Here is a 23,691-nt window from a genome sequence, read left to right as displayed (position 1 = left end):
TGCGTATGAGTGATGTACTTGCTGATCGTACCCCTCCGCATAATATAGAGGCCGAGCAGGCGGTTTTAGGTGCCATATTAATTGATCAAGATGCGTTAACGTCAGCATCGGAGTTATTGGTACCTGATTCATTCTATCGAACGAAACATCAAAAGATTTTTGAGGTCATGCTTGGATTATCTGATAAAGGAGAACCGATCGACTTAGTAATAATGACATCAGCGATGGCTGATCAAGGATTACTAGAAGAAGTTGGTGGAGTGTCTTATCTAGCAGAGTTAGCAGAAGTTGTTCCAACAGCTGCTAACGTTGAATATTATGCACGTATCATTGCTGAAAAGGCACTTTTACGCCGTTTAATTCGAACAGCGACTCATATAGTGTCGGATGGATACGAGAGAGAAGATGACGTGGACGGCCTTTTAAATGAGGCCGAGAAAAAAATATTAGAAGTATCCCATCAAACGAATGCAAAAGCATTTCAAAATATTAAAGATGTTCTTGTGGATGCTTATGATAAAATTGAACTTTTGCATAATCAAAAAGGTGAAGTTACTGGGATACCAACTGGATTTACTGAATTAGATAAGATGACGGCAGGTTTCCAGCGAAATGATTTAATCATCGTAGCAGCACGTCCGTCAGTAGGGAAAACTGCATTTTCATTAAACATCGCACAAAACGTAGCGACGAAAACGGATGAAAATGTAGCGATTTTTAGTTTGGAGATGGGCTCCGATCAGCTTGTTATGCGTATGCTTTGTGCAGAAGGAAATATCGATGCGCAAAGACTTCGTACCGGGTCACTAACTTCTGATGATTGGGCGAAATTAACAATGGCGATGGGGAGTCTTTCAAATGCCGGTATATATATTGATGATACACCGGGAATTAAGGTAAATGAGATTCGAGCAAAATGTCGTAGACTAAAGCAAGAACAAGGTCTTGGAATGGTTTTAATTGACTACTTACAGCTTATTCAAGGAAGTGGGAAATCAGGTGAGAACCGTCAGCAGGAAGTATCTGAGATTTCTCGTACTTTAAAAGGGATTGCACGTGAATTGCAAGTGCCTGTTATTGCCTTATCACAGTTATCTCGTGGTGTAGAATCTCGTCAGGATAAACGCCCGATGATGTCTGATATTCGTGAATCTGGAAGTATTGAGCAGGATGCTGATATTGTAGCTTTCCTATATCGTGAAGATTACTATGACCGTGAAACGGAAAATAAAAATACGATTGAAATTATCATTGCAAAGCAACGTAACGGTCCAGTAGGTTCAGTGGAACTTGCATTCGTCAAAGAGTTCAATAAGTTCGTTAACTTAGAACGACGCTTTGAGGATGGGGCATAAAGGCAGTATAAAAAAGAAACACATTTCTTATAATAAGATGTGTTTCTTTTTTTATGGGGTAAAGATAAGGCTTTCATAAGGTGAAAACATAATTCTTACGAACGAAAATGATTTTTAATAAAAAAATGTTCGCTTTTTGGTTGACTTCTTTTTCGGTTTTGGTACAATTATATTGTTTGAATAGATCGTTTGAAAATTGCGGAGGTGCTTTAATAATGTCTTCAGTAGTAGTTGTAGGAACACAATGGGGCGACGAAGGAAAAGGTAAAATCACTGATTTTCTTTCTGAGCATGCGGAAGTAGTTGCAAGATATCAAGGTGGAAATAACGCGGGACATACAATTGTTTTCGGCGGAGTTAAATATAAGTTACACTTAATTCCATCTGGTATTTTCTATAAAGAGAAAATTTGTGTAATCGGAAATGGCTTAGTAGTAGATCCGAAAGCATTACTTGAAGAGTTAAAATACTTACACGACCGTGGTGTAAGTACTGATAATTTACGTGTAAGTAACCGTGCACACGTTATTTTACCTTATCACTTAAAACAAGATGAGTTAGAAGAGGCTAGTAAAGGTGATAACAAAATCGGTACAACGAAAAAAGGTATCGGTCCTGCATATATGGATAAAGCTGCTCGTATTGGTATCCGTATGGCTGATCTTTTAGATCGTGAAGCATTTAAAGAGAAGCTTGAGCGCAATTTAGTAGAGAAAAATCGTTTGTTTGAAAAAATGTACGATACAGAAGGTTTCAGTGTAGAAGAAATCTTTGAAGAGTACTTCGAATATGGACAACAAATCGCACAATATGTATGCGACACATCTGTTGTATTAAATGATGCACTAGATAACAATCACCGTGTATTATTTGAAGGTGCACAAGGTGTTATGCTTGATATTGACCACGGTACGTACCCATTCGTTACATCTTCTAACCCGATTGCGGGTGGTGTAACAGTTGGAACTGGAGTTGGTCCTGCGAAAGTTACTCGCGTTGTAGGTGTATGTAAAGCATATACAAGCCGTGTTGGTGACGGTCCATTCCCTACTGAACTTAATGATGAAATTGGTCATCAAATTCGTGAAGTTGGTCGTGAGTACGGAACAACAACTGGTCGTCCGCGCCGCGTAGGTTGGTTCGATAGCGTTGTTGTAAGACATGCGCGTCGTGTTAGTGGTTTAACGGATCTATCATTAAATTCTATCGACGTTTTAACAGATATTCCAACTCTTAAAATTTGTGTTGCTTACAAATACAATGGCGAAGTTATCGATGAAGTTCCAGCAAACTTAAACATTTTAGCGAAATGTGAGCCTGTATATGAAGAGCTTCCAGGTTGGACAGAAGATATTACTGGTGTAAAATCATTAGACGAGCTTCCTGAAAATGCACGAAAATACGTAGAACGTGTTTCTGAGTTAACAGGAATTCAATTATCTATGTTCTCAGTTGGACCAGATCGTAACCAAACGAATATTGTTCGTAATGTATACGAAGCTTAATTGATATTTTAAGAAAAAACTCATGTCCGCATGAGTTTTTTCTTATCTTTTATAAAAAAATGAAAAAAAGTATTGCGAAGAATACAGAATACATGTTATGATACATCTTGTCGTCACGAAAATATGACGTTGGTGAGTATGAGCCATTAGCTCAGTTGGTAGAGCATCTGACTTTTAATCAGAGGGTCGAAGGTTCGAATCCTTCATGGCTCACCATTTTATTTTTCGTGGCCCGTTGGTCAAGTGGTTAAGACACCGCCCTTTCACGGCGGTAACACGGGTTCGAATCCCGTACGGGTCATGTTTTTTTATGCTTATTTTTGGTCCCGTGGTGTAGTGGTTAACATGCCTGCCTGTCACGCAGGAGATCGCCGGTTCGACCCCGGTCGGGACCGCCACTTTTGTTTATACCACCATTAGTGGTTTTATATATAGTTTTGGCTCGGTAGCTCAGTCGGTAGAGCAGAGGACTGAAAATCCTCGTGTCGGCGGTTCGATTCCGTCCCGAGCCACTCTCAGGATATTAAGTGGGCCCACTTAATATCCTTTTTATTTATGTAATTTTACAAAACTGAGTAGTTATTTTAAAATAGAACGAGGAGCCTCTAGCAGTTGAAGCTAGAGGTTTTTCTATAGATCGTATAGGATTCCGTGTAAAAGTGGATCATACATGAGTCTATGAGAATAGAGGAGAAAATACTTAAACAAAGGATGCGGTCATATAGGACATACTATGTAAACATCAATATGTTTAGGGATTATTGACCATATTTTTATAAGGAGGAAATAGACGATGATGGGAAAGAAAATTTTAGTAGTTGATGATGAAAAGCCGATTGCAGATATTTTGAAGTTTAACCTAGAAAAAGAAGGTTTTGAAATAGTAATGGCGCATGATGGTGATGAAGCAATTGAAAAAGCTAATGAAGAACAACCAGATATGGTTTTATTAGATATTATGCTACCAGGTAAAGATGGCTTAGAGGTTTGTCGTGAAATACGTAAAAGTTCAGAAATGCCGATTATTATGCTTACAGCAAAGGACTCTGAGATTGATAAAGTATTAGGGCTTGAGCTTGGGGCAGATGATTATGTAACGAAGCCATTTAGCACGAGAGAATTACTTGCTCGTGTGAAGGCGAATTTACGCCGTCACCAACAAGGTGGTGCTGCAGAAAAAGAAGAAAATACAGAAATGGTTATTGGACCAATTGTTATTAATCCAAATGCATATAGTGTAACGAAGCGCGAGGAAAATATCGAGCTTACACATCGTGAATTTGAGTTGCTACATTATTTAGCGAAACACTTAGGACAAGTTATGACACGCGAACATTTATTACAAACAGTTTGGGGTTATGACTATTTTGGAGATGTGCGCACAGTAGACGTAACAGTACGTCGTTTGCGTGAAAAAATTGAAGATAATCCAAGCCATCCTACTTTAATTGTAACTAGACGTGGAGTGGGGTATTACTTGCGTGACCCAGAGCAGGAATAGTATATGAAGAAAGTTGGTTTTTTTCAATCTATTCATTTAAAATTTGTGCTTATATATATGCTATTAATATTAATAGCGATGCAAGTTATTGGGGTATATTTTGTAAGGGAATTAGAGAAGAGCCTAGTACAAGGTTTTAGGGATTCTTTAACGCAGCAAACAAACTTATTATCATATAACTTGAAACAAGAATTTAAAAAAAGTTATACAAAAGCAGAAACAGAGTCAACAGATGAAACGATTAAAACTTCTATTCGAAAGTTTGCCTCTGATCAAAAAAAAGTTATACAAGAGGTAAGTGTATTTGATTCGCATAGAAAGTTACTGGCTATTTCAGATGAATCAAAGCAGAATAAGGTGAATAGAACATCAACTGATATAGCTGTTCAGCGAGTGTTGGTGCAAAAAAAGCCAGAAGTGAAAATTGAGAAGGATGGTAGTACAGGCCATCGTGTTCAAGTTATGCTTACTCCGATTCTAGATGATAATGGCAAGGATGCGCTTGGTGTTATATACATCGTTGCATCTATGGAAGATGTATATAAACAAATGAAGGATATAAATCAAATTTTTGCTACGGGAACAGTAATTGCCTTATTAGTAACGGCCGTACTTGGGATTTTATTGGCTCAAACAATTACAAGACCAATTTCAGATATGCGGAGACAAGCAATCGAAATGGCAAAAGGAAATTATTCGAGAAAAGTAAAGGTGCATAGCCATGATGAAATTGGACAACTGGCATTATCCTTCAATAATTTATCAAAAAAATTACAACAAGCTCGTTCTTCTACAGAAAGTGAAAGGCGTAAACTATCATCTGTTTTATCTCATATGACAGATGGAGTAATTGCTACTGACCGAAAAGGGGATATTATTTTACTAAATGACCCTGCGGAAAAAATGTTAAATGTTTCTCGTGAAACAGCGCTCGATCAATCTGTTTTAGAGGTATTAGGGATACAGGAAGAATTTACGCTCGATCATTTATATGAAGAGCCAGATTCTGTTTTATTAGATTTTAGTACGAGAAATGAACCATATATTTTACGTGCTAGTTTCTCTGTTATTCAAAAAGAAACAGGGAAGGCAAATGGTTTAATTGCCGTATTATATGATGTAACAGAGCAGGAGCGTATAGAAAGGGAACGCCGTGAGTTTGTGGCGAATGTCTCTCATGAATTAAGGACGCCATTAACGACAATGCGCAGTTATTTAGAGGCACTTACAGATGGAGCATGGCAGGATCCGAATATTGCACCACAATTTTTAACGGTTACACAAGAAGAAACAGAAAGAATGATTAGACTTGTAAATGCGTTGTTACAGCTATCTAAACTTGATAGTACAGAGCACCGTTTAATGAAAGAATGGGTCGACTTTACTGATTTCTTTAATAATATTATTGATCGCTTTGAAATGTCTAAAGAACAAAATGTAAGTTTCAAACGATCTTTCTCTAAGAAGTCTAGGTTTATTGATATGGATACTGACAAAATTACTCAAGTACTGTATAACATTATTTCTAACGCATTAAAGTATTCACCAGAAGGTGGAACAGTAACATATCGCTTACGTGATCGCGGTGATTTATTAGAAATTAGCGTAAGTGACCAAGGAATGGGTATTCCAAAAGAAAACGTTGATAAAATCTTTGAACGTTTTTATCGCGTAGATAAAGCTCGTTCAAGACAAATGGGTGGTACGGGACTTGGATTAGCAATTGCAAAAGAAATGATCGAGGCACATGGTGGCTCTATTTGGGCGAAGAGTGAAGAAGGAAAAGGGACAACTATTTATTTCACGTTACCAATGGCAGCAGATGAAGAGGACGATTGGGAATGAGTATGGAAAACTTTAAAACAATAGTTTTAATTAACCTAGTTGTAATTAGCCTGTTTCTTACTTTTAACCTATGGACGTATGTGCCAGATTCTACATCCATGCAAAACGCAAAATTTGTACAGGGCAATGAAGGAACGAATCAAACTAAAATTTCCGATGTTGTCCGTCCTACTTCTATCATCGTGCATAAAGATAAAAATCATTATGGGAGCAGAAGCGAGGCAGATATAGAATCAATCTATAAGCCTTTGGAAGTAGGGGAACTACATGAGTTTAGAGAGATATCAATCACTAAGGGTGATTTCCTATCCTATGTGCATGGTGAAGGGAAAATTGAACTTGTTTTCCCTACTGATATCCCATTTGATGCAGTTAAATCTATGTTTAACATGAAAGAGAAAAGTACAGATAAGCCTAAACATTTTAATCGTATTCTCCTTGATCCTTCTAGGAGTAAGGATCAAGAAATTAAAATTAACTTTGTTTCTGATGGTGATAACTTTAAAATATATGAGGCAAAATTAAGTGGTGTGTATTTAAAAGATATTGTAAATGCTCAAAATCAATTTATAGTATCAGCAAAGCCCTATTTTGATTATCAAATCAATGATATGAAAAAGTTATTTTTACCAGATGGCACGACAGAGTTAAACAATATAACATATATTTCATCTAATTTAGCAGTTGATACGTTTAAGAATGCTCTGTTTAGTGATCCTCGTTATTTAAGTCCGATTACTGAGATATCGAAAGAAACATTTACAGATGGTATTAGATCCATGGAAATTGAAAACGATCGTCACATGCTAAAGTATAAAAACTCTTCTGTCTTAACTGAGAAAACGATAGATAATTTAATGCTGTTACAAAAAAGCTTTGAATTTGTAAGTGGTCACAGTGGAAGTTTGGATTCATATCGTTTGGACTATATGAATAAAGGAGAGACAGTATTTCGCTTACATGAAGATGGATATTCCGTATTCAATACAGATGGATTAGCTGAATTGAGACAAAAATGGGGATCAGAAGAAGTAATGGAATATGAAAGACCGTTGCTGTCTTTAAATACTAAAGGCATAGAACAGAAAGTTACTCTTCCGTCAGGGCATGTTGTAATAGCATCCCTAGAAAATAATCCAGAGATAAAGAAACAAGTAATTAAGGATATTGGTATTGGATACAAGTTATCACTAGATGGGCAAGTAGTTCGACTACAACCAATTTGGTATGTAAAGCTTGTTGAAGGTGAAACGGGTAAACAGCAAATCTATGAGTGGAGTGAGGGAGGACTAAATGGATTGGGATCGAATTAAAACCATATTTATTGTGACCTTTTTTGTTTTGGACCTCTTTCTCATTTTTCAATTCATTCAAAAGCAAGATAGTAATCAATTGGAGCTTATTGCAGAAACAAAGATAGATCAAGAATTAAAAGCAAATAAAATTACTATAGGGAATATCCCTAAGGAACCGAAGAAAGAGTCATTCATTAGAGCGGAAAATAAAGCCTTTAAAGAAGATGATATACAGTCTTTGAAAAATCAAACGGCGCATATACAAAATATGTACACAATAGAAAGTAAGCTAAAAGAGCCTTTTTTAAATACGAAATCATTATCAAAAGATAAGTATAATGAATTTTTGAAGAACTATGTATTGGATGGACAAAAGTATGAATTTGGAGCGGTGAAAGACTCTAAAATTTATTTCTTCCAAAAATATAAAGATAAGCCTATTTTCTATAATAATCAGGCGATGATTGTTGTGGAATTAAATGAAAAAAATGAACTTGTTTCATATACGCAGACAATGCTAACTGATTTAAAAGAAATGGGCGAAGGTGAAAAAACGAAAGAGCAAGAAATTATTACGGCTCAAACAGCTTTAGAAAATTTGTATTTAAAAAATAAAATTCATGGAAATACACATGTTAAAGAAGCGCAAATTGGTTATGCCACTCTTACCGCATCTACTTCTAATAACCAAGTACTTGCTCCAACGTGGAATTTAAAAACGGAGCAAAAGCAGGACTTCTTTGTGAATGCAATTGAAGGACAAGTTATGGAATTAGGGGAAAAGGAAAATCAAGTGGTTGATGAACATACTGGAGTGAGAAATAATGGGGTTGCATTTTAGCGTACTTGCAAGTGGAAGTACAGGAAATATGCTATACGTAGGAACCGATGAAAAAAAATTACTAGTCGATGCAGGTTTAAGTGGTAAAGCGACAGAGGCTTTATTTAAACAAGCAGAACTGAATATAAATGATGTATCAGGTATTCTTGTAACACATGAGCATAGTGATCATATTAAAGGGTTAGGTGTATTGGCGCGAAAATATGATTTACCCGTTTATGCGAATGAGAAAACATGGAATGCAATGGAACATTTAATAGGAAATATCCCAACTGAGCAAAAATTCATTTTCTCAGTTGGGGATGTGAAAACATTTGGTGATATTGAAGTCGAATCATTTGGAGTTTCTCATGATGCGGCTGAACCGATGTTTTATGCTTTCCATAATAATAATAGGAAATTAGCGCTTATTACAGATACGGGATACGTAAGCGACCGTATGAAGGGCGTTATTAAGGGAGCTAATGCTTTCGTATTTGAAAGTAATCATGATGTGGAAATGCTTCGTATGGGACGTTACCCATGGAGCATTAAACGACGCATTTTAAGCGACGTTGGGCATGTTTGTAATGAGGATGCTGCATTAGCGATGGCAGATGTAATTACAGATGAGACAAAGCATATTTATTTAGCCCATTTAAGCTTAGATAATAACATGAAAGAACTAGCTCGTATGTCAGTATCACAAGTACTAGAGGAAAAAGGATTTGGAGTGGGTGAATCCTTTGAAATTCACGATACAGATCCAAAAATGCCTACAAAAATTCAATACGTATAATTCTTCATTTTAGTAAACAATAAAGGTGAATATAGTTGTTTTCAGGAAGATGGGTGAACAAATATGTCCTTTATTGATGAAGAAAATTATCGTATGAAACGTGCAGGAAAAAAGAAGCATAAAGGTATAGTTCTTTCTAGTATAGCGGGAACAATTGTAGGAGCTTCTTTATTTGCGTTTGGAGCTCCTTTATTTTCAAATTCTGCTGATACGCTTCCGCAAGCGGAAGCAAGCGGAAGTAATATGGCCGAAGCTCAAGGAATTAAACAGATTAGCTTTGTAGATGCTGTTGATCGTGCATCTGAAGCTGTTGTGGGTGTTATTAACATTCAACGAGATAACTTTTCAGAGGCAGATTCAGAGGCTGGTACAGGATCAGGAGTAATTTATAAAAAGACAGATGGTCAAGCTTATATTGTAACGAATAATCATGTTGTAGCTGGAGCGAATCGTATTGAAGTAAGTCTAAGTGACGGTAAGAAGGTTCCTGGAAAAGTATTAGGAACCGATGTAGTCACAGATTTAGCTGTATTAGAAATAGATGCAAAGCATGTGAAAAAAATAATTGAAATTGGCGATTCTAATACTGTTCGCAGAGGAGAGCCAGTTATTGCGATTGGAAATCCACTTGGACTGCAATTCTCTGGAACTGTTACGCAAGGTATTATTTCAGCTAATGAACGTATTGTCCCTGTAGATTTAGATCAAGATGGACATTATGATTGGCAAGTAGAAGTGTTACAAACAGATGCGGCGATTAACCCAGGGAATAGTGGCGGTGCGCTTGTAAATGCAGCAGGACAATTAATTGGTATTAATTCAATGAAAATTGCTGCAAAAGAAGTAGAAGGAATCGGACTGGCTATTCCAGTGACTAGGGCTGTTCCGATTATGAATGAACTTGAGAAGTATGGAAAAGTAAGAAGACCGTATGTTGGGATTGAACTTAGGTCATTAAATGAAATTCCAAACTATTATTGGTCAAAAACATTACATTTACCAGGTACTGTAACAGAAGGAGTTTGTATTTTGGATGTGAAAAGTCCTTCGCCAGGCGCGGATGCTGGTTTAAGAGAACATGATGTTATTGTGGCAGTAGATGGAAAACCGATTCGCGATATTATTGGATTCCGCACGGCCTTATATGATAAGGAAATTAATGATAAAATGACTCTTACGTTTTATCGTGGTACAAAAAGAGTAACAACAACAGTGAAATTAGGCATTCAAAAGTATTAAAAACAGGAGGGCCTACCTCCTGTTTTCTATTGTAGAAAAGTGAGGTGAAGAAAATGAATTTACCTTGTTGTTTAGAACATGTTGAATTAGCGTTAGATATTATTGTGGATGAGTGTGAAGTTGCACCGGTTATTAACAGTGTGGATAACTCAGAAAAAGAGAAAAAAACATGTGAATTTTGTCAAAATGAGGCGACATATGTTGTATCGAACACAGATTCTCACACAATATGTGGGTAGTGTTTGTGGATATGTGGATAAGTTTTGTGGATAACATGTTTGTAAGGTGGAGGATACGTGTGAATATCTCGATTATTTCAATTGGGAAATTAAAAGAAAAATATTTGAAACAAGGTATAGCAGAATACTTAAAACGATTATCAGCATACGCAAAAGTAGAAGTAATTGAATTGCCAGATGAAAAGGCACCAGAAAATTTAAGTGAAGCAGAAATGTTAATTGTAAAGGAAAAAGAAGGTATACGTATACTGGATAAAATTTCTGATGACACGCATGTGATTGCATTAGCTATAGAAGGAAAGCAAAAGTCATCAGAAGAATTTGCGGTCAGTCTAGATCGCCTTGCTACATACGGAAAGAGTAAAGTCGCATTTGTAATTGGTGGATCACTTGGACTAAGTTCAGAAGTAATGAAGCGTTCAAACGAATCACTTTCTTTTTCAAAGATGACGTTACCACACCAATTAATGCGATTAGTGTTGCTTGAGCAAGTGTATAGAGCGTTTCGGATTAATCGCGGTGAACCGTATCATAAGTAAAATATTCTATGTAAAACAAGGGTAAGACGCTGATATTATCATATTTATTTTATTATGCCTATAACTGGAGGCTATGTGAATGGTAAGTGATCAGACGAGATATTCTAGGCTCGCGAATATAACAAAAATAATAAATACAAAATTAGAACTACGTGAAGTATTACAGCGTGTGACAATGGCGATATCAGAGGAGATTGTTAGGTGCGATGCTGTTGGAATTTATTTACCCCAGGAAGATGGAACATTTAGAGGGTTTGCAGGAAAACCAGAGACCATAAATGGCGTAACGCTCGATACTCAGGTAATTGATCCTGAAGTAGATTTACTGGCAAAAGAAGTTATGGAAACGAAAAAAACCATCTATATTCCTGATACCTCAAAGGATCATCGACCAGATCCGAGACCAGTTGATGCGTTTAAAATTAAGTCCTTATTAGCTCTGCCTATCTCATTTAGGCAAGAGTTATTTGGTCTGGTTTTTTTATTTGATTATGGAATTCCGATGAACTTAACAGATTCAGAAATTCAAAGTGTTGAAGCTTATGTAAATATGGCTGCAGTCGCAATTCAAAACGCAAATAATTTAACACAAAAGGAAAACCTTATTGCTGAGAAGCAGCTGTTACTAAATGTTACCCGTGATTTATCAATGTGTTCCTCGATACAGGAGAGTTTTGATAAATGCTTTTTTTACTTGGAACAGATTTTAGAGAGTAAAAATATGACTGCCCATCTTCTAGATCCGCTAGACAAAGCAACGATTAAAACAACAAAATTAAGTAAGGGTTGTGATTGGAGAGAAGCGGATTGGACAGAGAAAAGCTATGAAGCCAAGATCCAAGAGGTTATTCAAACAAAAAATATAGATAGTAAGGATCTATTGATGATTCCATTAGTTTCAATGGGAGAAGTATTAGGGGTAATCGTCGTGGGCAAAGAAGGAAAAGCTCACAATTACGATAATTCTCAAATTCAACTAGCAAAATCTATCGTTGATGCCACAGCCCCTACGTTTTCGAATTTGTTATATATGGATCAACTAGAAAGCATAGTGGAAGAGCGAACGGGAGAGCTAGCTGCTGCTAATGAAAAAGTTACAAGTGTGATTGAATGTATTACGGATGGATTCTTTACTTTAAATAATAAATGGGAATTTACGTACGTAAATAAGCACCAATATTTTCCGCAAAGAAAAACAGCAAAAGATGTATTAGGAAAGAATATATGGGATGTTTTCCCGAGTGATATCGACACAGTTATGTATAAGGAATTTCATCGTGCGATGTCAGAGCGAACTACAGTTCATTTCGAATTTCTTTCTACTGCAGATGAATATTGGCACGAAGTTATTGCATACCCGTATGATGATGGTATTTGTTGTATTTTTAAAAACATAACGGAAAAAAAGAAATATGAACAGGAATTGAAAAGATTATCTAACATTGATTTAATAGGGCAAATGGCAGCAGGTATCAGCCATGAAATTAGAAATCCAATGACAACGGTACTAGGATTTTTGCAGTTATTAAAAGAAGAGAATACCTATGAGAAACATAATAAGTACTTTCATTTAATGATTGAAGAACTTAACCGTGCCAATTCTATTATTACTGAATTTCTCTCAATGGGGAATACAAGGAAATTGGATTTGCAGATGTTAGATTTAAATTCAATTATCTGCGATATTATTCCTTTAATAAAGATTGATGCGTATAATCAAAATAAATATATTCAAGTTAATACAAATGACATTCCGGAATTACTTTTAAATCGTAATGAGATACGGCAATTATTAATGAATCTATATCGTAATGGCTTAGAAGCGATGAGTACAGGTAAAGTTCTAACCATTAGCACCTACAAGGAAGGTCAAAATTGTGTGGTGCTTGCAGTGCGGGATCAAGGAAAAGGTATCAGGCCTGAAGTATTAGAGAAACTGGGTACGCCATTTTACACGACCAAACATAATGGAACAGGATTGGGGTTAGGTGTATGTTATGCCATTGCTGCCCGCCATAATGCAAAAATAGAAATTCAAACAGGATCGGAAGGCACTACCTTTTTTGTTAAATTTAATTATGAAAATAATAAAAAATAAGCTTATTTAGAATAGTTATGATGAACCGTATCATAAATAAATTTATTCTTTGCATATAAAAAGGATAAAAAGACCATTGGACAAAAATTACCGATGGTCTTTTAAATATTATTAGATGGTATGTAGATTTCCTAAAATAAGTATGTTTCTATTTCCATAAAAATATGCTGTAATATGAAGAGGAAAAAGTATAAGTAGTTAGAGAAGTGAGGAATTAAAGGTGAAGAAGTTTAAGAAGTTTTACTTGGAGATTACGAGTGTATGTAATCTTGCGTGTAGCTTTTGTCCGCCGACGGAAAGGCAGAAGCAATTCATTTCTGTAGAGGATTTTGCTAAAAGATTAGACCAAATTAAACCTCACACAGACTACATTTATTTGCACGTGAAGGGTGAGCCGTTGCTCCATCCGAAAATAGATCAACTGTTAGACTTAAGTCATGAAAAAGGGTTTAAAGTTAATATTACAACGAACGGAACGTTAATTAATAAGAGAAGGCATAGGCTGTTAAATAAGCCCGCATTAAGACAAATGAATTTTTCACTGCATAGTTTTGATGGACACCCAGGTTCGCAAGATAAAGAGGGCTATGTAAGGAGTATACTTTCCTTCATTAGGGAAGCGACAAGTCAATCAGATTTAATTGTATCGTTAAGGTTATGGAATTTAACTCAGGATAATAAAACAAATGCTGAAATTCAGAAAAATAGGGAGTTATTATCCATAATTGAAAATGAATTTGATCTATCTTATCAGATTGAAGAGAAGCTTACACCAGGAAAAGGTATAAAAATTGCAGAACGTGTCTTTATTAATCAAGACTATGAATTCCAGTGGCCAGCATTACATGAAGAAGAGGATGATGGGAAAGGATTCTGTCATGGACTTCGTAATCAAGCAGGGATTTTAGCGAATGGGACGGTTATTCCTTGTTGTTTAGATGGTGAAGGGATTATTAACCTTGGAAATATTAATAATGATTCATTTTCTAACATTATAGAAGGTGAAAGAGCAACAAACATTGTCGATGGATTTTCAAAAAGAGTTGCGGTTGAAGAGCTTTGTAGGAAATGTGGATATCGTAAAAGGTTTGGGAAGTAAATATGAAATAAGCCCTCATAAAGCGAGGGCTTATTTTTTATTCTTGATAAGAATGCTCTAATTCATCAATTAATGAACCAACGTAAGAAACAGCTTGACGGATTGCATCTGGTTTTGACATATCTACTCCGGTATGTTTCATTAGTTCAAGTGGTTTCATTGTACCACCAGCGCGAAGCACATCTAACCAGCGATCAATAGCAGGTTGTCCTTCATCTTTAATCATTTGAGCTACTGCAGTAGATGCAGTGAGGCCTGCGGAATATGTGTAAGAATATAGACCCATATAATAATGAGGCTGACGCATCCAAGCTAAGCCCGCACCTTCATCGATTTCTACAGAATCTCCCCAGAATGTCGAAAGGACCTTTGTTTTAATTTCAGTTAAAGTTGTAGCTGTAAGGGCCTGTCCTTCTTCTGCTAGAGCATATACTCTACGTTGGTATTCACCCTCAAGTAAATGAGTAACAAAGTTGTGATAATATGTGCCGAGTAGTTGTAGAATGACCCATCTGCGCATTCTCTTATCGTCAGTAGTCGTTAGTAAATGCTGAGCTAATAGTAATTCATTCATAGTTGATGGTGCTTCAACAAAGTACATAGATGGGCGTACGTTCATGATACGTTGGTTTTTATTTGCTAAATAGAAATGACCAGCATGTCCAAATTCATGTGCTAATGTGAAGCATCCACGCATCGTATTTTGCCATGTAATTAAAATATAGGGATGAGAGCCGTATGGACTTGAGCAAAATGCCCCTGTTGATTTGCCTACGTTATCTGCAAGATCTACCCATCTTTCTTTGAATCCTTTTTGGATTATGGAACTATATTCATCGCCTAATACTTTTAAAGAATCTTGAATGAGCGTGGCTGCTTCTTCATAAGTAATCGCCGGATTAAATTCGGGATCTAAAGGTGCATGTAAGTCGCAGAAAAGCATTTGATCGAGTCCTAATACTTTCTTTTTTAAATCTGCAAAACGGCGCATATGAGGTGCTAATTCTTTATAAATAATATCAAGTTGGTTGTTATACATTTCAAGTGGAACCTTTTGTGGTTCTAATAGCATATGGGTAACGGATTCATATTTACGTAAACGAGAAAGTGTTACTTGTTTTTTTACTTCAGTAGCATATGTTGTGGCAATTGTATTTTTATATCGTTTTAGTGTGGAAACAAATGATGAGTATGCTTTTCTACGTATGTATGCGCTTGGAGAAAATTCATATTTGCTTTCAAATAATGCGAAAGAAACAGGGAGTTCGTTTCCTTGTTCGTCTTGTATAGAAGTGAAATCCATATCTGCCAATTTAGTCATGCCGTAAATTTTGTATGGAGAACTATGAACTTCGCCAAGTGCAGCAAGTGCTTCTTCTGTTTCAGGAGAGAGTGTGTGCTGCCTTTTTTTGAGTATTTCTAGTAACGACTTACGGAAAGGTTCGAGTTTTGTTTCTTCAGTTAAATATTTTTCAATTGTTCCTTCGTCGAATGAGAGGATTTCATTATGAATAAAGGATAGTGCAGTATGTACTTTCGTCCATAAAGCAGAAATTTTGGAAGAGTTCGCTTGAATAACTGGATTTGTACGATCAGTAGATTCTTTTAAATTTGCATATGAGTACAGTTTTGTTAACTTCATTAAAAGCTCTTCTTCTAAAAGTAGGCAATTTAATAAAGTTGTGGAGTTAGTATGTAAACGTCCTTTAAATGCATCAAGTTTCTGTATATCATTTTCTAATATGTTTAATGCGGTATGCCACTCATCATTGGACTTATACAAATCAGACAAATCCCATTTTAGTTCGTTAGGTACTTCCGCACGAACAAGACGATTCTCAATTATAGTTTTCATGTCTTATATCCTCCTTATTAAAAGCATCTAAAAATATGATACTAGAAAATTCAGTAAAATAAAAATATTTAACATTTTTATATATGAAAAAGAAGGAGAAGCAATTCTATGCTTCTCCTTCTTTTTAATTTTAAGAATTAATATACTTTGTCACCATTAAAAATTGAGTTTTTCACGACAACATAATCTACAGTACGAATAGCATCTAGTTTTGTTCCACCAGCGTAAGAGATTGAAGATTGAAGATCTTGTTCCATTTCGATTAACGTATCTTCTAAAGAACCTTTATGCTCAACGAACATTTTCTTACCTTCAACGTTTTTCTTCTCACCCTTTTGGAATTCAGAAGCAGAACCGAAGTATTCTTTATAAAGTTTGCCATCTCTTTCAATTGTTTCCCCTGGAGACTCTTCGTGACCAGCGAATAGAGAACCGATCATGACCATAGTTGCCCCAAATCGAATAGATTTAGCTACGTCGCCGTGTGTACGAATACCACCATCAGCGATAATTGGCTTACTTGCAGCTTTTGCACACCAACGAAGTGCAGCTAGCTGCCAACCACCAGTTCCGAAGCCTGTTTTAATTTTAGTAATACAAACTTTACCAGGTCCAATACCAACTTTTGTTGCATCGGCACCAGCATTTTCTAATTCTCTTACCGCTTCGGGAGTTCCAACGTTTCCAGCGATAACGAAGCTCTCTGGTAAATGTTTTTTAATATGTTGAATCATGTTAATCACAGCATTAGAATGACCGTGTGCGATATCAATCGTGATATATTCAGGTGTAAGTTGCTCAGCAGCTAATTGTTGTACGAATTCATATTCGTCCTCTTTTACACCAACGCTGATAGAAGCGATTAATCCACGTGATTGCATATCTCTAATGAATGAGATTCGTTTCTCTGGTTGGAAACGATGCATGATATAGAAGTAATTGTTTTCAGCTAAATAAGTTGCGATTCTTTCATCAATAATCGTTTGCATATTTGCAGGCACGACAGGTAATTTAAATTTATGTTTTCCTAAAGTGACAGTTGTATCACATTCAGAGCGGCTATTTACAATACATTTTGCAGGAATTAATTGAATATCTTCATAGTCGAATACGTTTTCCATCATTTACACCCCTAAAATACGAATATTTTATTTTTATTAATCAAAAATGTTCGTCCATAGGATAATTTACATTATTTTTATTAAGAAGTCAAAAGATTTCTTAACATTTTTTTTAAAAGTAGATTTTATATCTGAAAAAAAACGTTAAAAACGAATTTAAAACGTTTTTTCAATTGTATTGTTCGTTTATGAAAAAAGGTTGAAAAATTGAGATAATTATACAAGGTTGTATGTATTCTTTTTATTTTTTGGTAGGGTGAGGGTACTATGAAAGGGTTAATGCTAACAATACGAGCAAAAGATGTTATCAATTAGTTGAACAATATATGAAATGATAAGGTTTATTTCTATATAAAAAGATGAATCTGATATGATCCACCTTTTTATGTGAGGTTTCAAGTATAATAAGTAGGGTGATAGTAACGTATACAAAAGATAAAAAAGAAAATAATACAGAATAAAATGAGGTTAATATATGAGTAAAAAAAGTTTTTCTGATTATAAATTAAGTAAGGAAATTGTAAGGGCGCTTACTGGGTTAGGATATGATCATCCAACAGAAGTACAAGGTGAGGTTATTCCAGTCGCATTACAAAAGAAGGATCTTGTTGTGAAGTCCCAGACTGGAAGTGGAAAAACAGCTTCATTTGGTATTCCGCTTTGTGAAATGGTGGAGTGGGAAGAGAATAAACCACAAGCATTAGTTTTAACACCAACGAGAGAGCTTGCGGTACAGGTAAAAGAAGATATTACAAATATAGGTCGATTCAAAAGGATTAAGGCTGCGGCAGTTTATGGGAAATCTCCATTTGCACGTCAAAAATTAGAATTAAAGCAAAAGACACATATTGTAGTTGGGACTCCTGGTCGTGTGTTGGATCATATTGAAAAGGGCACCCTTTCTTTAGAGTGTTTGAAGTATTTAGTTATTGATGAAGCAGATGAGATGCTAAATATGGGCTTTATCGATCAAGTAGAGGCAATTATTGATGAATTACCTATAAAAAGAATGACAATGCTATTTTCAGCAACACTTCCAGAAGATGTTGAAAAATTGTCTCGTACATATATGAATTCACCAACTCATATCGAAATTAAAGCAGCTGGGATTACAACGGATAAAATTGAACATACTCTTTTTGAGGTAATAGAAGACGAGAAGCTTTCACTACTTAAAGATGTAACAACGATTGAGAATCCAGATAGTTGTATTATTTTCTGCCGTACACAAGAAAACGTAGATCATGTATATAGACAGCTAAAACGAGTTAATTATCCTTGTGACAAAATACACGGTGGTATGGTACAGGAAGATCGTTTTGAAGTTATGGATGATTTTAGAAAAGGAAAGTTCCGTTATTTAGTAGCAACTGATGTAGCTGCGAGAGGAATTGATATTGATAATATTACACATGTTATTAATTACGATATTCCATTAGAAAAAGAAAGCTATGTACATCGTACGGGAAGAACGGGACGAGCTGGTAATAGTGGAAAAGCTATTACATTTATAACGCCTTATGAAAATAGATTTTTAGAAGAGATTGAGGAGTATATTGGTTTTGAAATTCCAAAGGCAATTGGACCTTCAAAAGAAGAAGTTATGAAAGAGAAAGCTGCATTTGAAGAAAAGATATATGCTAAACCAATTATAAAGAAAGATAAAAATGCGGACATAAACAAAGGCATTATGAAGCTGTACTTTAATGGCGGGAAGAAAAAGAAAATTAGAGCGGTAGATTTCGTCGGGACAATTGCTAAAATTAAAGGTGTTACAGCAGAAGATATAGGCATTATTACGATACAAGATAACGTTTCTTACGTTGAAATATTAAATGGAAAAGGACCACTGGTTTTAAAGGTTATGAGAAATACAACGATAAAAGGTAAACAATTAAAAGTTCATGAGGCAATTAAATAAATGAAAATATCCACTTTAAAGGTGGATATTTTTTTGGGGCTTACTTATAGAGTGGATAATGTGAATGGACTTTAACCAATACGTGATTGACGATTGTTTTTTTGTATGTTAGTATTTTTAATTGGTTTTTTCTACCGTTTAATGGGAAAATTGTTAATTCATTTAGGAGTATATTTTTATATAAGTAAATCAATTTTATTTTAATTGTTGTAAGCTATAAAAAATAAGGACGGTGTTTATGAAATGAATTTTACTCAAGATAGGTGGAGTTTTAAATGGCTTCATTTTTATTTGATGGTAGTAGTTGTTGCATCTCTTTTATTACGAATATATTTAGCATTTCATTTAGAAGGATATGAACGAGATCAACTATTTTTCGTGGATTGGATGAACACGGTAGGTAAATATGGATTAGGTGATGTGTATGCACATGGGGATTTAGTAAACTACCCTCCGTTTTTCTTAGCTCTTTTAGGTATTTATGGAGTGATATTGTCATTTTTTAATATATCCGTGGATGCTGCTGGTGTTTTAATTCGAGTCCCATCAATTGCATTTGAAGTAGTGGCTATAATTATTTTTGCTATAGCTTCTAAAAGGATAGAAAATTCGATTGTGAGAGCAGCATTAGTGACATTTTTTGCATTTAGTCCAGCAGTTATAGTGGATGGGACTATTTGGGGTCAAGTAGACATGTTACATAGTATATTGATGGTTAGTTCTATTTTATTGCTAATGTATAAGCCAACTTGGTCTGGTGCTATTTACGCTATAGCGTTACTAGCTAAATTTCAATCAATCGTAATTGCGCCTGTATTTGCTATGTATTTCCTAAAAATCATTTTTGAAAAAAGAGAAGGTAAGCAATTAATTAAATTTATAATAGGGTTCTGTATCCCGTTATTAATATTCGGCCTTTATTTCGCAGCACATGGAACATTTATTACTATGTTGACACAAGCATATTTAAATGCGGTGGGTACTTTCCCAACGGTAACTGTATTTGCTATGAATATTTGGTATTACGCGATTGGTACGGATCCTAATACGGTAGATACTATTCAAGTTTTACCACATATTACATTGAAAACAGTTGGATTAATACTCTTGTCTATTGCAGCGGCATTAACTTGTTTATATGTCTTTTTCCATCGCCATATGAATACGGCAGTTCTATTAAAAGCAGCGACTTTTATAAGTTTTGCATTCTTTATGTTACCTACGCAAATGCATGAGAGATATGCTTTCCCAGCATTAGTATTTGTCATCTTTTTATTGCTATATGAAATGAAGTGGACAGGAATAGCTTTAGGATTAACGTTAACAATCTTTTTAAATCTAGTAATGGTTCTGTATGCAGGCTCTAATACGAATATGGGAATGTTTATCGTTACTATTAATGTTTTTATTTTCTATGCTATGTGTAAATTATTAGTAAAAGAGTATTGTGATCGCTTTGAATTACTAATAAAGAAACAGTAAAAATTATAATTTTAGAGAGAAGTACATTTTGCCAGTATGCAAAATGTACTTTTTTAGTTTGAAAGAGTAAAATTCCAATAGAAAAATAAACATGAGAGGATACTTAGAAAATATAATTTCTAAAATACTACAATCATTCGGATAGTTATTAGGACTCTTTTAAATCATCAATCAACTTCTCAGCTAAGCGTCTGTACATATTACTCATCGACACAAATGATGTTAGTAATAAAAATTTCTCTAGGTTCGGATTTTCTAAGGAAGAAATCTCACTTACTTCTGAAACACGGTTATTTACGTCTTGTGTAAAGTTTTCAACGTTGTTTTCGGTAAGGGTAAGATAATCTTTATATAGCGTATTTAATTCGAAGGAATCATCGCCTAATAAGGATTCATTTATATTTTCTAAGGAGCTTTTTATGTCATTAATGGAAAGGGCCCCTTTTAATTGATAAATTAGGCTAATTAAAATCATATGCTCTTTTGAGTATTTTTTATTTTTGATTGGAATAAACAGTTTCCCTTTTGCATAATTGTTAATCATTGTTTTTGTTAATACTTTTTCATCATCGTTTCTTGTTGTATCCGCATAAGTATTTTCAAATAGTTGGACAACCTGGTCTACATACAAGTCGACATTTGGAATATCCTCAAGCGTAATATTTTTTTCTAAATGTAATGTTTCAAGCAATTTATTTATATTTTTCACGTAGAACCCCTCACTTTTATAACTTAGTGGAGCGTAAAGTTAAATTTATCTCTAAATATGGTATTACGAAACAAATGAATTGTAAATGTTGACCTCTAATAATAATGCGTATATAATTACATGTAGTTATCGAAACTACATGTAATTATATGAGGGGTGTTTATATGAATGCTTATATAAGGGAACCGGTTAATGCTTTTACCCACTTGGGGGGAGCTGTATTATCATTTATTGCATTATTAGCTATGCTTGTAAAAGTTTCTAGTAAGATGCCATCTTTTGCGGCAATTACAGCTGTTATTTTGTTTGGCATCGGAATGATGGTTCTGTATACAGCATCAGCTGTATATCATAGTGTGGTAGCCAGTGAACGAGTTATTTATTTCTTTCGAAAGCTTGATCACTCTATGATTTTTATATTAATTGCAGGTACATATGCACCATTTTGTTTAATTACATTACATTCCGCAAACGGTTTATTATTATTTTGTTTAGTTTATGCAACGGCCATTTGTGGTATTGTTTTTAAAATGTTTTGGTTTAGTTGCCCGAGATGGTTATCAACAGCAATTTATATTACAATGGGCTGGTTAATTGTTCTGTTCTTTGCACCGTTAGCTGCTAACTTAAGTGCAGGAGGTATCGTGCTTCTAGTACTTGGAGGCATTCTTTATACAATTGGTGGATTTATTTATGGAACAAAGCCAAAATGGTTAGAGTTTAAACATATGGGGCATCATGAAATTTTTCATGTTTTTGTATTATTAGGTAGTCTTGCGCATTTTCTAAGTGTATATTGTTACGTAATTTAATAAAAAAACGCCACATAATAAAAATTATGTGGCGTTTTTTTGTTACCTGATTAGAATCGTATATGTTATAAAATCATTATGGGATAAAATGTAAGTTTCTGTGTTCGCATGTTAAACATAGGATAAGAAATATGTGATATACTTTGAGAAGTTTATAATGAATGAAATATGGAGGACTATAATTATGGCAATACTTGTAACAGGTGGAGCAGGATATATTGGTAGTCATACATGCGTAGAATTACTAAATAGCGGTTACGAAGTTATAGTAGTGGATAATCTTTCGAATAGCTCGGTAGAATCTATAAATCGAGTGAAAGAAATAACAGGAAAACAATTTAAGTTTTATAAAGAAGATGTTTTAAATCATGAAGCGCTTGACGCAATTTTTGAAGAAAATGCAATTGAAGCAGTTATTCACTTTGCAGGATTTAAAGCTGTAGGGGAGTCAGTAGCGATTCCATTAACATATTATCATAACAACATTACAAGCACGTTAGTGCTATGTGAAGTAATGCAGAAACATAATGTTAAGAAGATGATCTTTAGTTCATCTGCAACTGTATATGGTATCCCGGAAACGTCACCGATTACGGAGGAGTTTCCATTAAGTGCAACAAATCCATATGGTCAAACGAAATTAATGATTGAGCAAATTATGCGTGATGTAGCATTTGCAGATGCAGAATGGAGTATCGCGTTACTTCGTTATTTCAATCCATTTGGTGCACACGAGAGTGGGCGTATTGGAGAAGATCCAAATGGAATTCCAAATAACTTAATGCCATATGTAACGCAAGTAGCAGTAGGTAAGTTAAAAGAATTAAGTGTATTCGGAAATGACTATCCAACGAAAGATGGAACGGGAGTCCGTGATTACATTCATGTTGTGGACTTAGCAAATGGTCACGTAAAGGCGCTTGAGAAAGTACTGAATACAACAGGAGTAGATGCTTATAACCTAGGCACAGGCATGGGCTATAGTGTACTAGAGATGGTTAAAGCGTTTGAAAAAGTTTCGGGCAAGAAAGTTCCTTATAAAATTACAGAGCGTCGCCCAGGTGACGTGGCAGTGTGTTTTGCTGATGCATCTAAAGCGAAGCGTGAATTAGGCTGGGAGGCAACACGCGGATTAGAAGAGATGTGTGCAGATTCTTGGAAATGGCAATCAAATAATAAAAATGGCTATTTAGAAGTTTAATGATGAATAAAAAAATGACCTTTGCATAAAAGCAAGAGGTCATTTTTTATTAAGTTTATTAGCGAACCTAGAAAAGAACGTTTGCTGTTTTAAATGATATGATTTTACAATATCTTATGCTAGAAGATAGTAGAATGAGATAGAGGAATGTATTATTTTATTAATTTTTTATAGAAATTGAAAGCGTATTATTGAAAAGTATTCCAACACTTGTATCATTGCTAGAGTCCGTTTATAATCAAGGAATCCTATTTCA

The 23,691-nt window shown here is 35.0% G+C and carries 19 protein-coding genes and 4 tRNA genes; 20 read left to right on the top strand and 3 right to left on the bottom strand.

Translation table 11 applies throughout. The annotated features are described in order from the left end of the window. Window positions 1–5: 5 nt before the first annotated feature. The 16 genes from dnaB (at window position 6) to N2V79_RS26775 (ending at window position 14,334) form a co-directional block, all read left to right on the top strand. Window positions 6–1,355 carry a replicative DNA helicase gene (gene dnaB, locus N2V79_RS26850; protein WP_001286147.1) on the top strand — a complete coding sequence of 450 codons (1,350 nt, stop codon included), beginning with the start codon at window positions 6–8 and terminating at the stop codon, window positions 1,353–1,355. 215 nt (window positions 1,356–1,570) lie between these two features. Further along, complete coding sequence (locus N2V79_RS26845) at window positions 1,571–2,860, top strand: adenylosuccinate synthase (protein ID WP_000100230.1); 1,290 nt, start codon at window positions 1,571–1,573, stop codon at window positions 2,858–2,860. Between the two features lie 140 nt (window positions 2,861–3,000). Continuing rightward, a tRNA-Lys gene (locus tag N2V79_RS26840) sits at window positions 3,001–3,076 on the top strand. A 13-nt stretch (window positions 3,077–3,089) separates the two neighbouring features. Next, window positions 3,090–3,161, top strand: a tRNA-Glu gene (locus N2V79_RS26835). Between the two features lie 21 nt (window positions 3,162–3,182). Further along, window positions 3,183–3,258, top strand: a tRNA-Asp gene (locus N2V79_RS26830). 41 nt (window positions 3,259–3,299) lie between these two features. Next, window positions 3,300–3,372, top strand: a tRNA-Phe gene (locus N2V79_RS26825). Between the two features lie 281 nt (window positions 3,373–3,653). Beyond that, complete coding sequence (gene walR / locus N2V79_RS26820) at window positions 3,654–4,361, top strand: cell wall metabolism DNA-binding response regulator WalR (protein ID WP_000971865.1); 708 nt, start codon at window positions 3,654–3,656, stop codon at window positions 4,359–4,361. A 3-nt stretch (window positions 4,362–4,364) separates the two neighbouring features. After that, window positions 4,365–6,206 carry a cell wall metabolism sensor histidine kinase WalK gene (gene walK / locus N2V79_RS26815; protein ID WP_000755367.1) on the top strand — a complete coding sequence of 614 codons (1,842 nt, stop codon included), beginning with the start codon at window positions 4,365–4,367 and terminating at the stop codon, window positions 6,204–6,206. Further along, entirely contained in the window at window positions 6,203–7,519 is a 1,317-nt protein-coding gene (locus N2V79_RS26810; protein WP_098678484.1) for a YycH family regulatory protein, read from the top strand. The genes walK and N2V79_RS26810 overlap by 4 nt, the downstream gene beginning before the upstream one ends. Beyond that, window positions 7,500–8,342, top strand: coding sequence for a two-component system regulatory protein YycI (locus tag N2V79_RS26805; RefSeq protein WP_000383720.1), 843 nt, complete (start codon window positions 7,500–7,502; stop codon window positions 8,340–8,342). The genes N2V79_RS26810 and N2V79_RS26805 overlap by 20 nt, the downstream gene beginning before the upstream one ends. Continuing rightward, window positions 8,326–9,120, top strand: coding sequence for an MBL fold metallo-hydrolase (locus N2V79_RS26800; protein ID WP_000522837.1), 795 nt, complete (start codon window positions 8,326–8,328; stop codon window positions 9,118–9,120). Before N2V79_RS26805 ends, N2V79_RS26800 begins: the two co-directional genes overlap by 17 nt. A gap of 63 nt (window positions 9,121–9,183) precedes the next feature. Beyond that, window positions 9,184–10,359 (top strand): S1C family serine protease, encoded by a 1,176-nt coding sequence (locus N2V79_RS26795; protein ID WP_000008031.1) that lies wholly within the window; start codon window positions 9,184–9,186, stop codon window positions 10,357–10,359. Window positions 10,360–10,412: 53 nt separating this feature from the next. Next, window positions 10,413–10,598, top strand: coding sequence for a CxxH/CxxC protein (locus tag N2V79_RS26790; protein ID WP_001052833.1), 186 nt, complete (start codon window positions 10,413–10,415; stop codon window positions 10,596–10,598). 59 nt (window positions 10,599–10,657) lie between these two features. Beyond that, entirely contained in the window at window positions 10,658–11,137 is a 480-nt protein-coding gene (gene rlmH, locus N2V79_RS26785) for a 23S rRNA (pseudouridine(1915)-N(3))-methyltransferase RlmH (protein ID WP_001027003.1), read from the top strand. Window positions 11,138–11,216: 79 nt separating this feature from the next. Beyond that, complete coding sequence (locus N2V79_RS26780) at window positions 11,217–13,235, top strand: GAF domain-containing sensor histidine kinase (protein ID WP_340720335.1); 2,019 nt, start codon at window positions 11,217–11,219, stop codon at window positions 13,233–13,235. Between the two features lie 220 nt (window positions 13,236–13,455). Continuing rightward, window positions 13,456–14,334: a radical SAM/SPASM domain-containing protein gene (locus N2V79_RS26775; RefSeq protein WP_000713633.1), complete on the top strand. Its 879-nt coding sequence runs from the start codon at window positions 13,456–13,458 to the stop codon at window positions 14,332–14,334. A gap of 37 nt (window positions 14,335–14,371) precedes the next feature. On the opposite strand, the gene pepF is transcribed toward N2V79_RS26775, so the two are convergent. After that, window positions 14,372–16,189 carry an oligoendopeptidase F gene (pepF, locus tag N2V79_RS26770; RefSeq protein WP_340720334.1) on the bottom strand — a complete coding sequence of 606 codons (1,818 nt, stop codon included), beginning with the start codon at window positions 16,187–16,189 and terminating at the stop codon, window positions 14,372–14,374. A gap of 137 nt (window positions 16,190–16,326) precedes the next feature. Further along, window positions 16,327–17,310, bottom strand: a complete 984-nt coding sequence (gene guaC, locus N2V79_RS26765) for a GMP reductase (RefSeq protein WP_000432447.1) — start codon at window positions 17,308–17,310, stop codon at window positions 16,327–16,329. Window positions 17,311–17,785: 475 nt separating this feature from the next. On the opposite strand from guaC, the gene dbpA reads away from it, so the two are divergent. Beyond that, window positions 17,786–19,231, top strand: a complete 1,446-nt coding sequence (dbpA, locus tag N2V79_RS26760) for an ATP-dependent RNA helicase DbpA (protein WP_340720333.1) — start codon at window positions 17,786–17,788, stop codon at window positions 19,229–19,231. 243 nt (window positions 19,232–19,474) lie between these two features. Then, on the top strand, window positions 19,475–20,713 hold the full coding sequence (locus N2V79_RS26755) for a hypothetical protein (protein WP_053563265.1): 1,239 nt from the start codon (window positions 19,475–19,477) through the stop codon (window positions 20,711–20,713). Between the two features lie 148 nt (window positions 20,714–20,861). Here N2V79_RS26755 and N2V79_RS26750 read toward each other — a convergent pair whose 3' ends face one another. Beyond that, a complete protein-coding gene (locus N2V79_RS26750; protein WP_088022546.1) occupies window positions 20,862–21,422 on the bottom strand; it encodes a DUF1836 domain-containing protein in 561 nt (186 codons plus the stop codon). A gap of 164 nt (window positions 21,423–21,586) precedes the next feature. Here N2V79_RS26750 and trhA point away from each other — a divergent pair, with 164 nt between their 5' ends. Next, the gene (trhA, locus tag N2V79_RS26745) at window positions 21,587–22,234 is read left to right on the top strand and encodes a PAQR family membrane homeostasis protein TrhA (RefSeq protein WP_090978341.1); all 648 of its coding nucleotides are present in this window, start codon (window positions 21,587–21,589) and stop codon (window positions 22,232–22,234) included. 184 nt (window positions 22,235–22,418) lie between these two features. Further along, window positions 22,419–23,435 carry a UDP-glucose 4-epimerase GalE gene (gene galE, locus N2V79_RS26740; RefSeq protein WP_340720332.1) on the top strand — a complete coding sequence of 339 codons (1,017 nt, stop codon included), beginning with the start codon at window positions 22,419–22,421 and terminating at the stop codon, window positions 23,433–23,435. The last annotated feature ends 256 nt before the right edge of the window (window positions 23,436–23,691 follow it).

This window comes from Bacillus sp. CH_70 (genome assembly GCF_038007045.1).
Classification (GTDB): domain Bacteria; phylum Bacillota; class Bacilli; order Bacillales; family Bacillaceae_G; genus Bacillus_A; species Bacillus_A cereus.
This window is presented reverse-complemented; position numbering and strand designations above follow the sequence as displayed.

Coding starts and splice junctions, on each gene's coding strand:
- N2V79_RS26780 (WP_340720335.1), top strand. CDS start 11,217: ATGGTAAGTGATCAGACGAGATATTCTAGGCTCGCGAATATAACAAAA.
- trhA (WP_090978341.1), top strand. CDS start 21,587: ATGAATGCTTATATAAGGGAACCGGTTAATGCTTTTACCCACTTGGGG.
- N2V79_RS26810 (WP_098678484.1), top strand. CDS start 6,203: ATGAGTATGGAAAACTTTAAAACAATAGTTTTAATTAACCTAGTTGTA.
- dbpA (WP_340720333.1), top strand. CDS start 17,786: ATGAGTAAAAAAAGTTTTTCTGATTATAAATTAAGTAAGGAAATTGTA.
- walK (WP_000755367.1), top strand. CDS start 4,365: ATGAAGAAAGTTGGTTTTTTTCAATCTATTCATTTAAAATTTGTGCTT.
- N2V79_RS26795 (WP_000008031.1), top strand. CDS start 9,184: ATGTCCTTTATTGATGAAGAAAATTATCGTATGAAACGTGCAGGAAAA.
- N2V79_RS26790 (WP_001052833.1), top strand. CDS start 10,413: ATGAATTTACCTTGTTGTTTAGAACATGTTGAATTAGCGTTAGATATT.
- N2V79_RS26805 (WP_000383720.1), top strand. CDS start 7,500: ATGGATTGGGATCGAATTAAAACCATATTTATTGTGACCTTTTTTGTT.
- N2V79_RS26755 (WP_053563265.1), top strand. CDS start 19,475: ATGAATTTTACTCAAGATAGGTGGAGTTTTAAATGGCTTCATTTTTAT.
- guaC (WP_000432447.1), bottom strand. CDS start 17,310: ATGGAAAACGTATTCGACTATGAAGATATTCAATTAATTCCTGCAAAA.
- walR (WP_000971865.1), top strand. CDS start 3,654: ATGATGGGAAAGAAAATTTTAGTAGTTGATGATGAAAAGCCGATTGCA.
- N2V79_RS26800 (WP_000522837.1), top strand. CDS start 8,326: ATGGGGTTGCATTTTAGCGTACTTGCAAGTGGAAGTACAGGAAATATG.
- galE (WP_340720332.1), top strand. CDS start 22,419: ATGGCAATACTTGTAACAGGTGGAGCAGGATATATTGGTAGTCATACA.
- dnaB (WP_001286147.1), top strand. CDS start 6: ATGAGTGATGTACTTGCTGATCGTACCCCTCCGCATAATATAGAGGCC.
- N2V79_RS26845 (WP_000100230.1), top strand. CDS start 1,571: ATGTCTTCAGTAGTAGTTGTAGGAACACAATGGGGCGACGAAGGAAAA.
- pepF (WP_340720334.1), bottom strand. CDS start 16,189: ATGAAAACTATAATTGAGAATCGTCTTGTTCGTGCGGAAGTACCTAAC.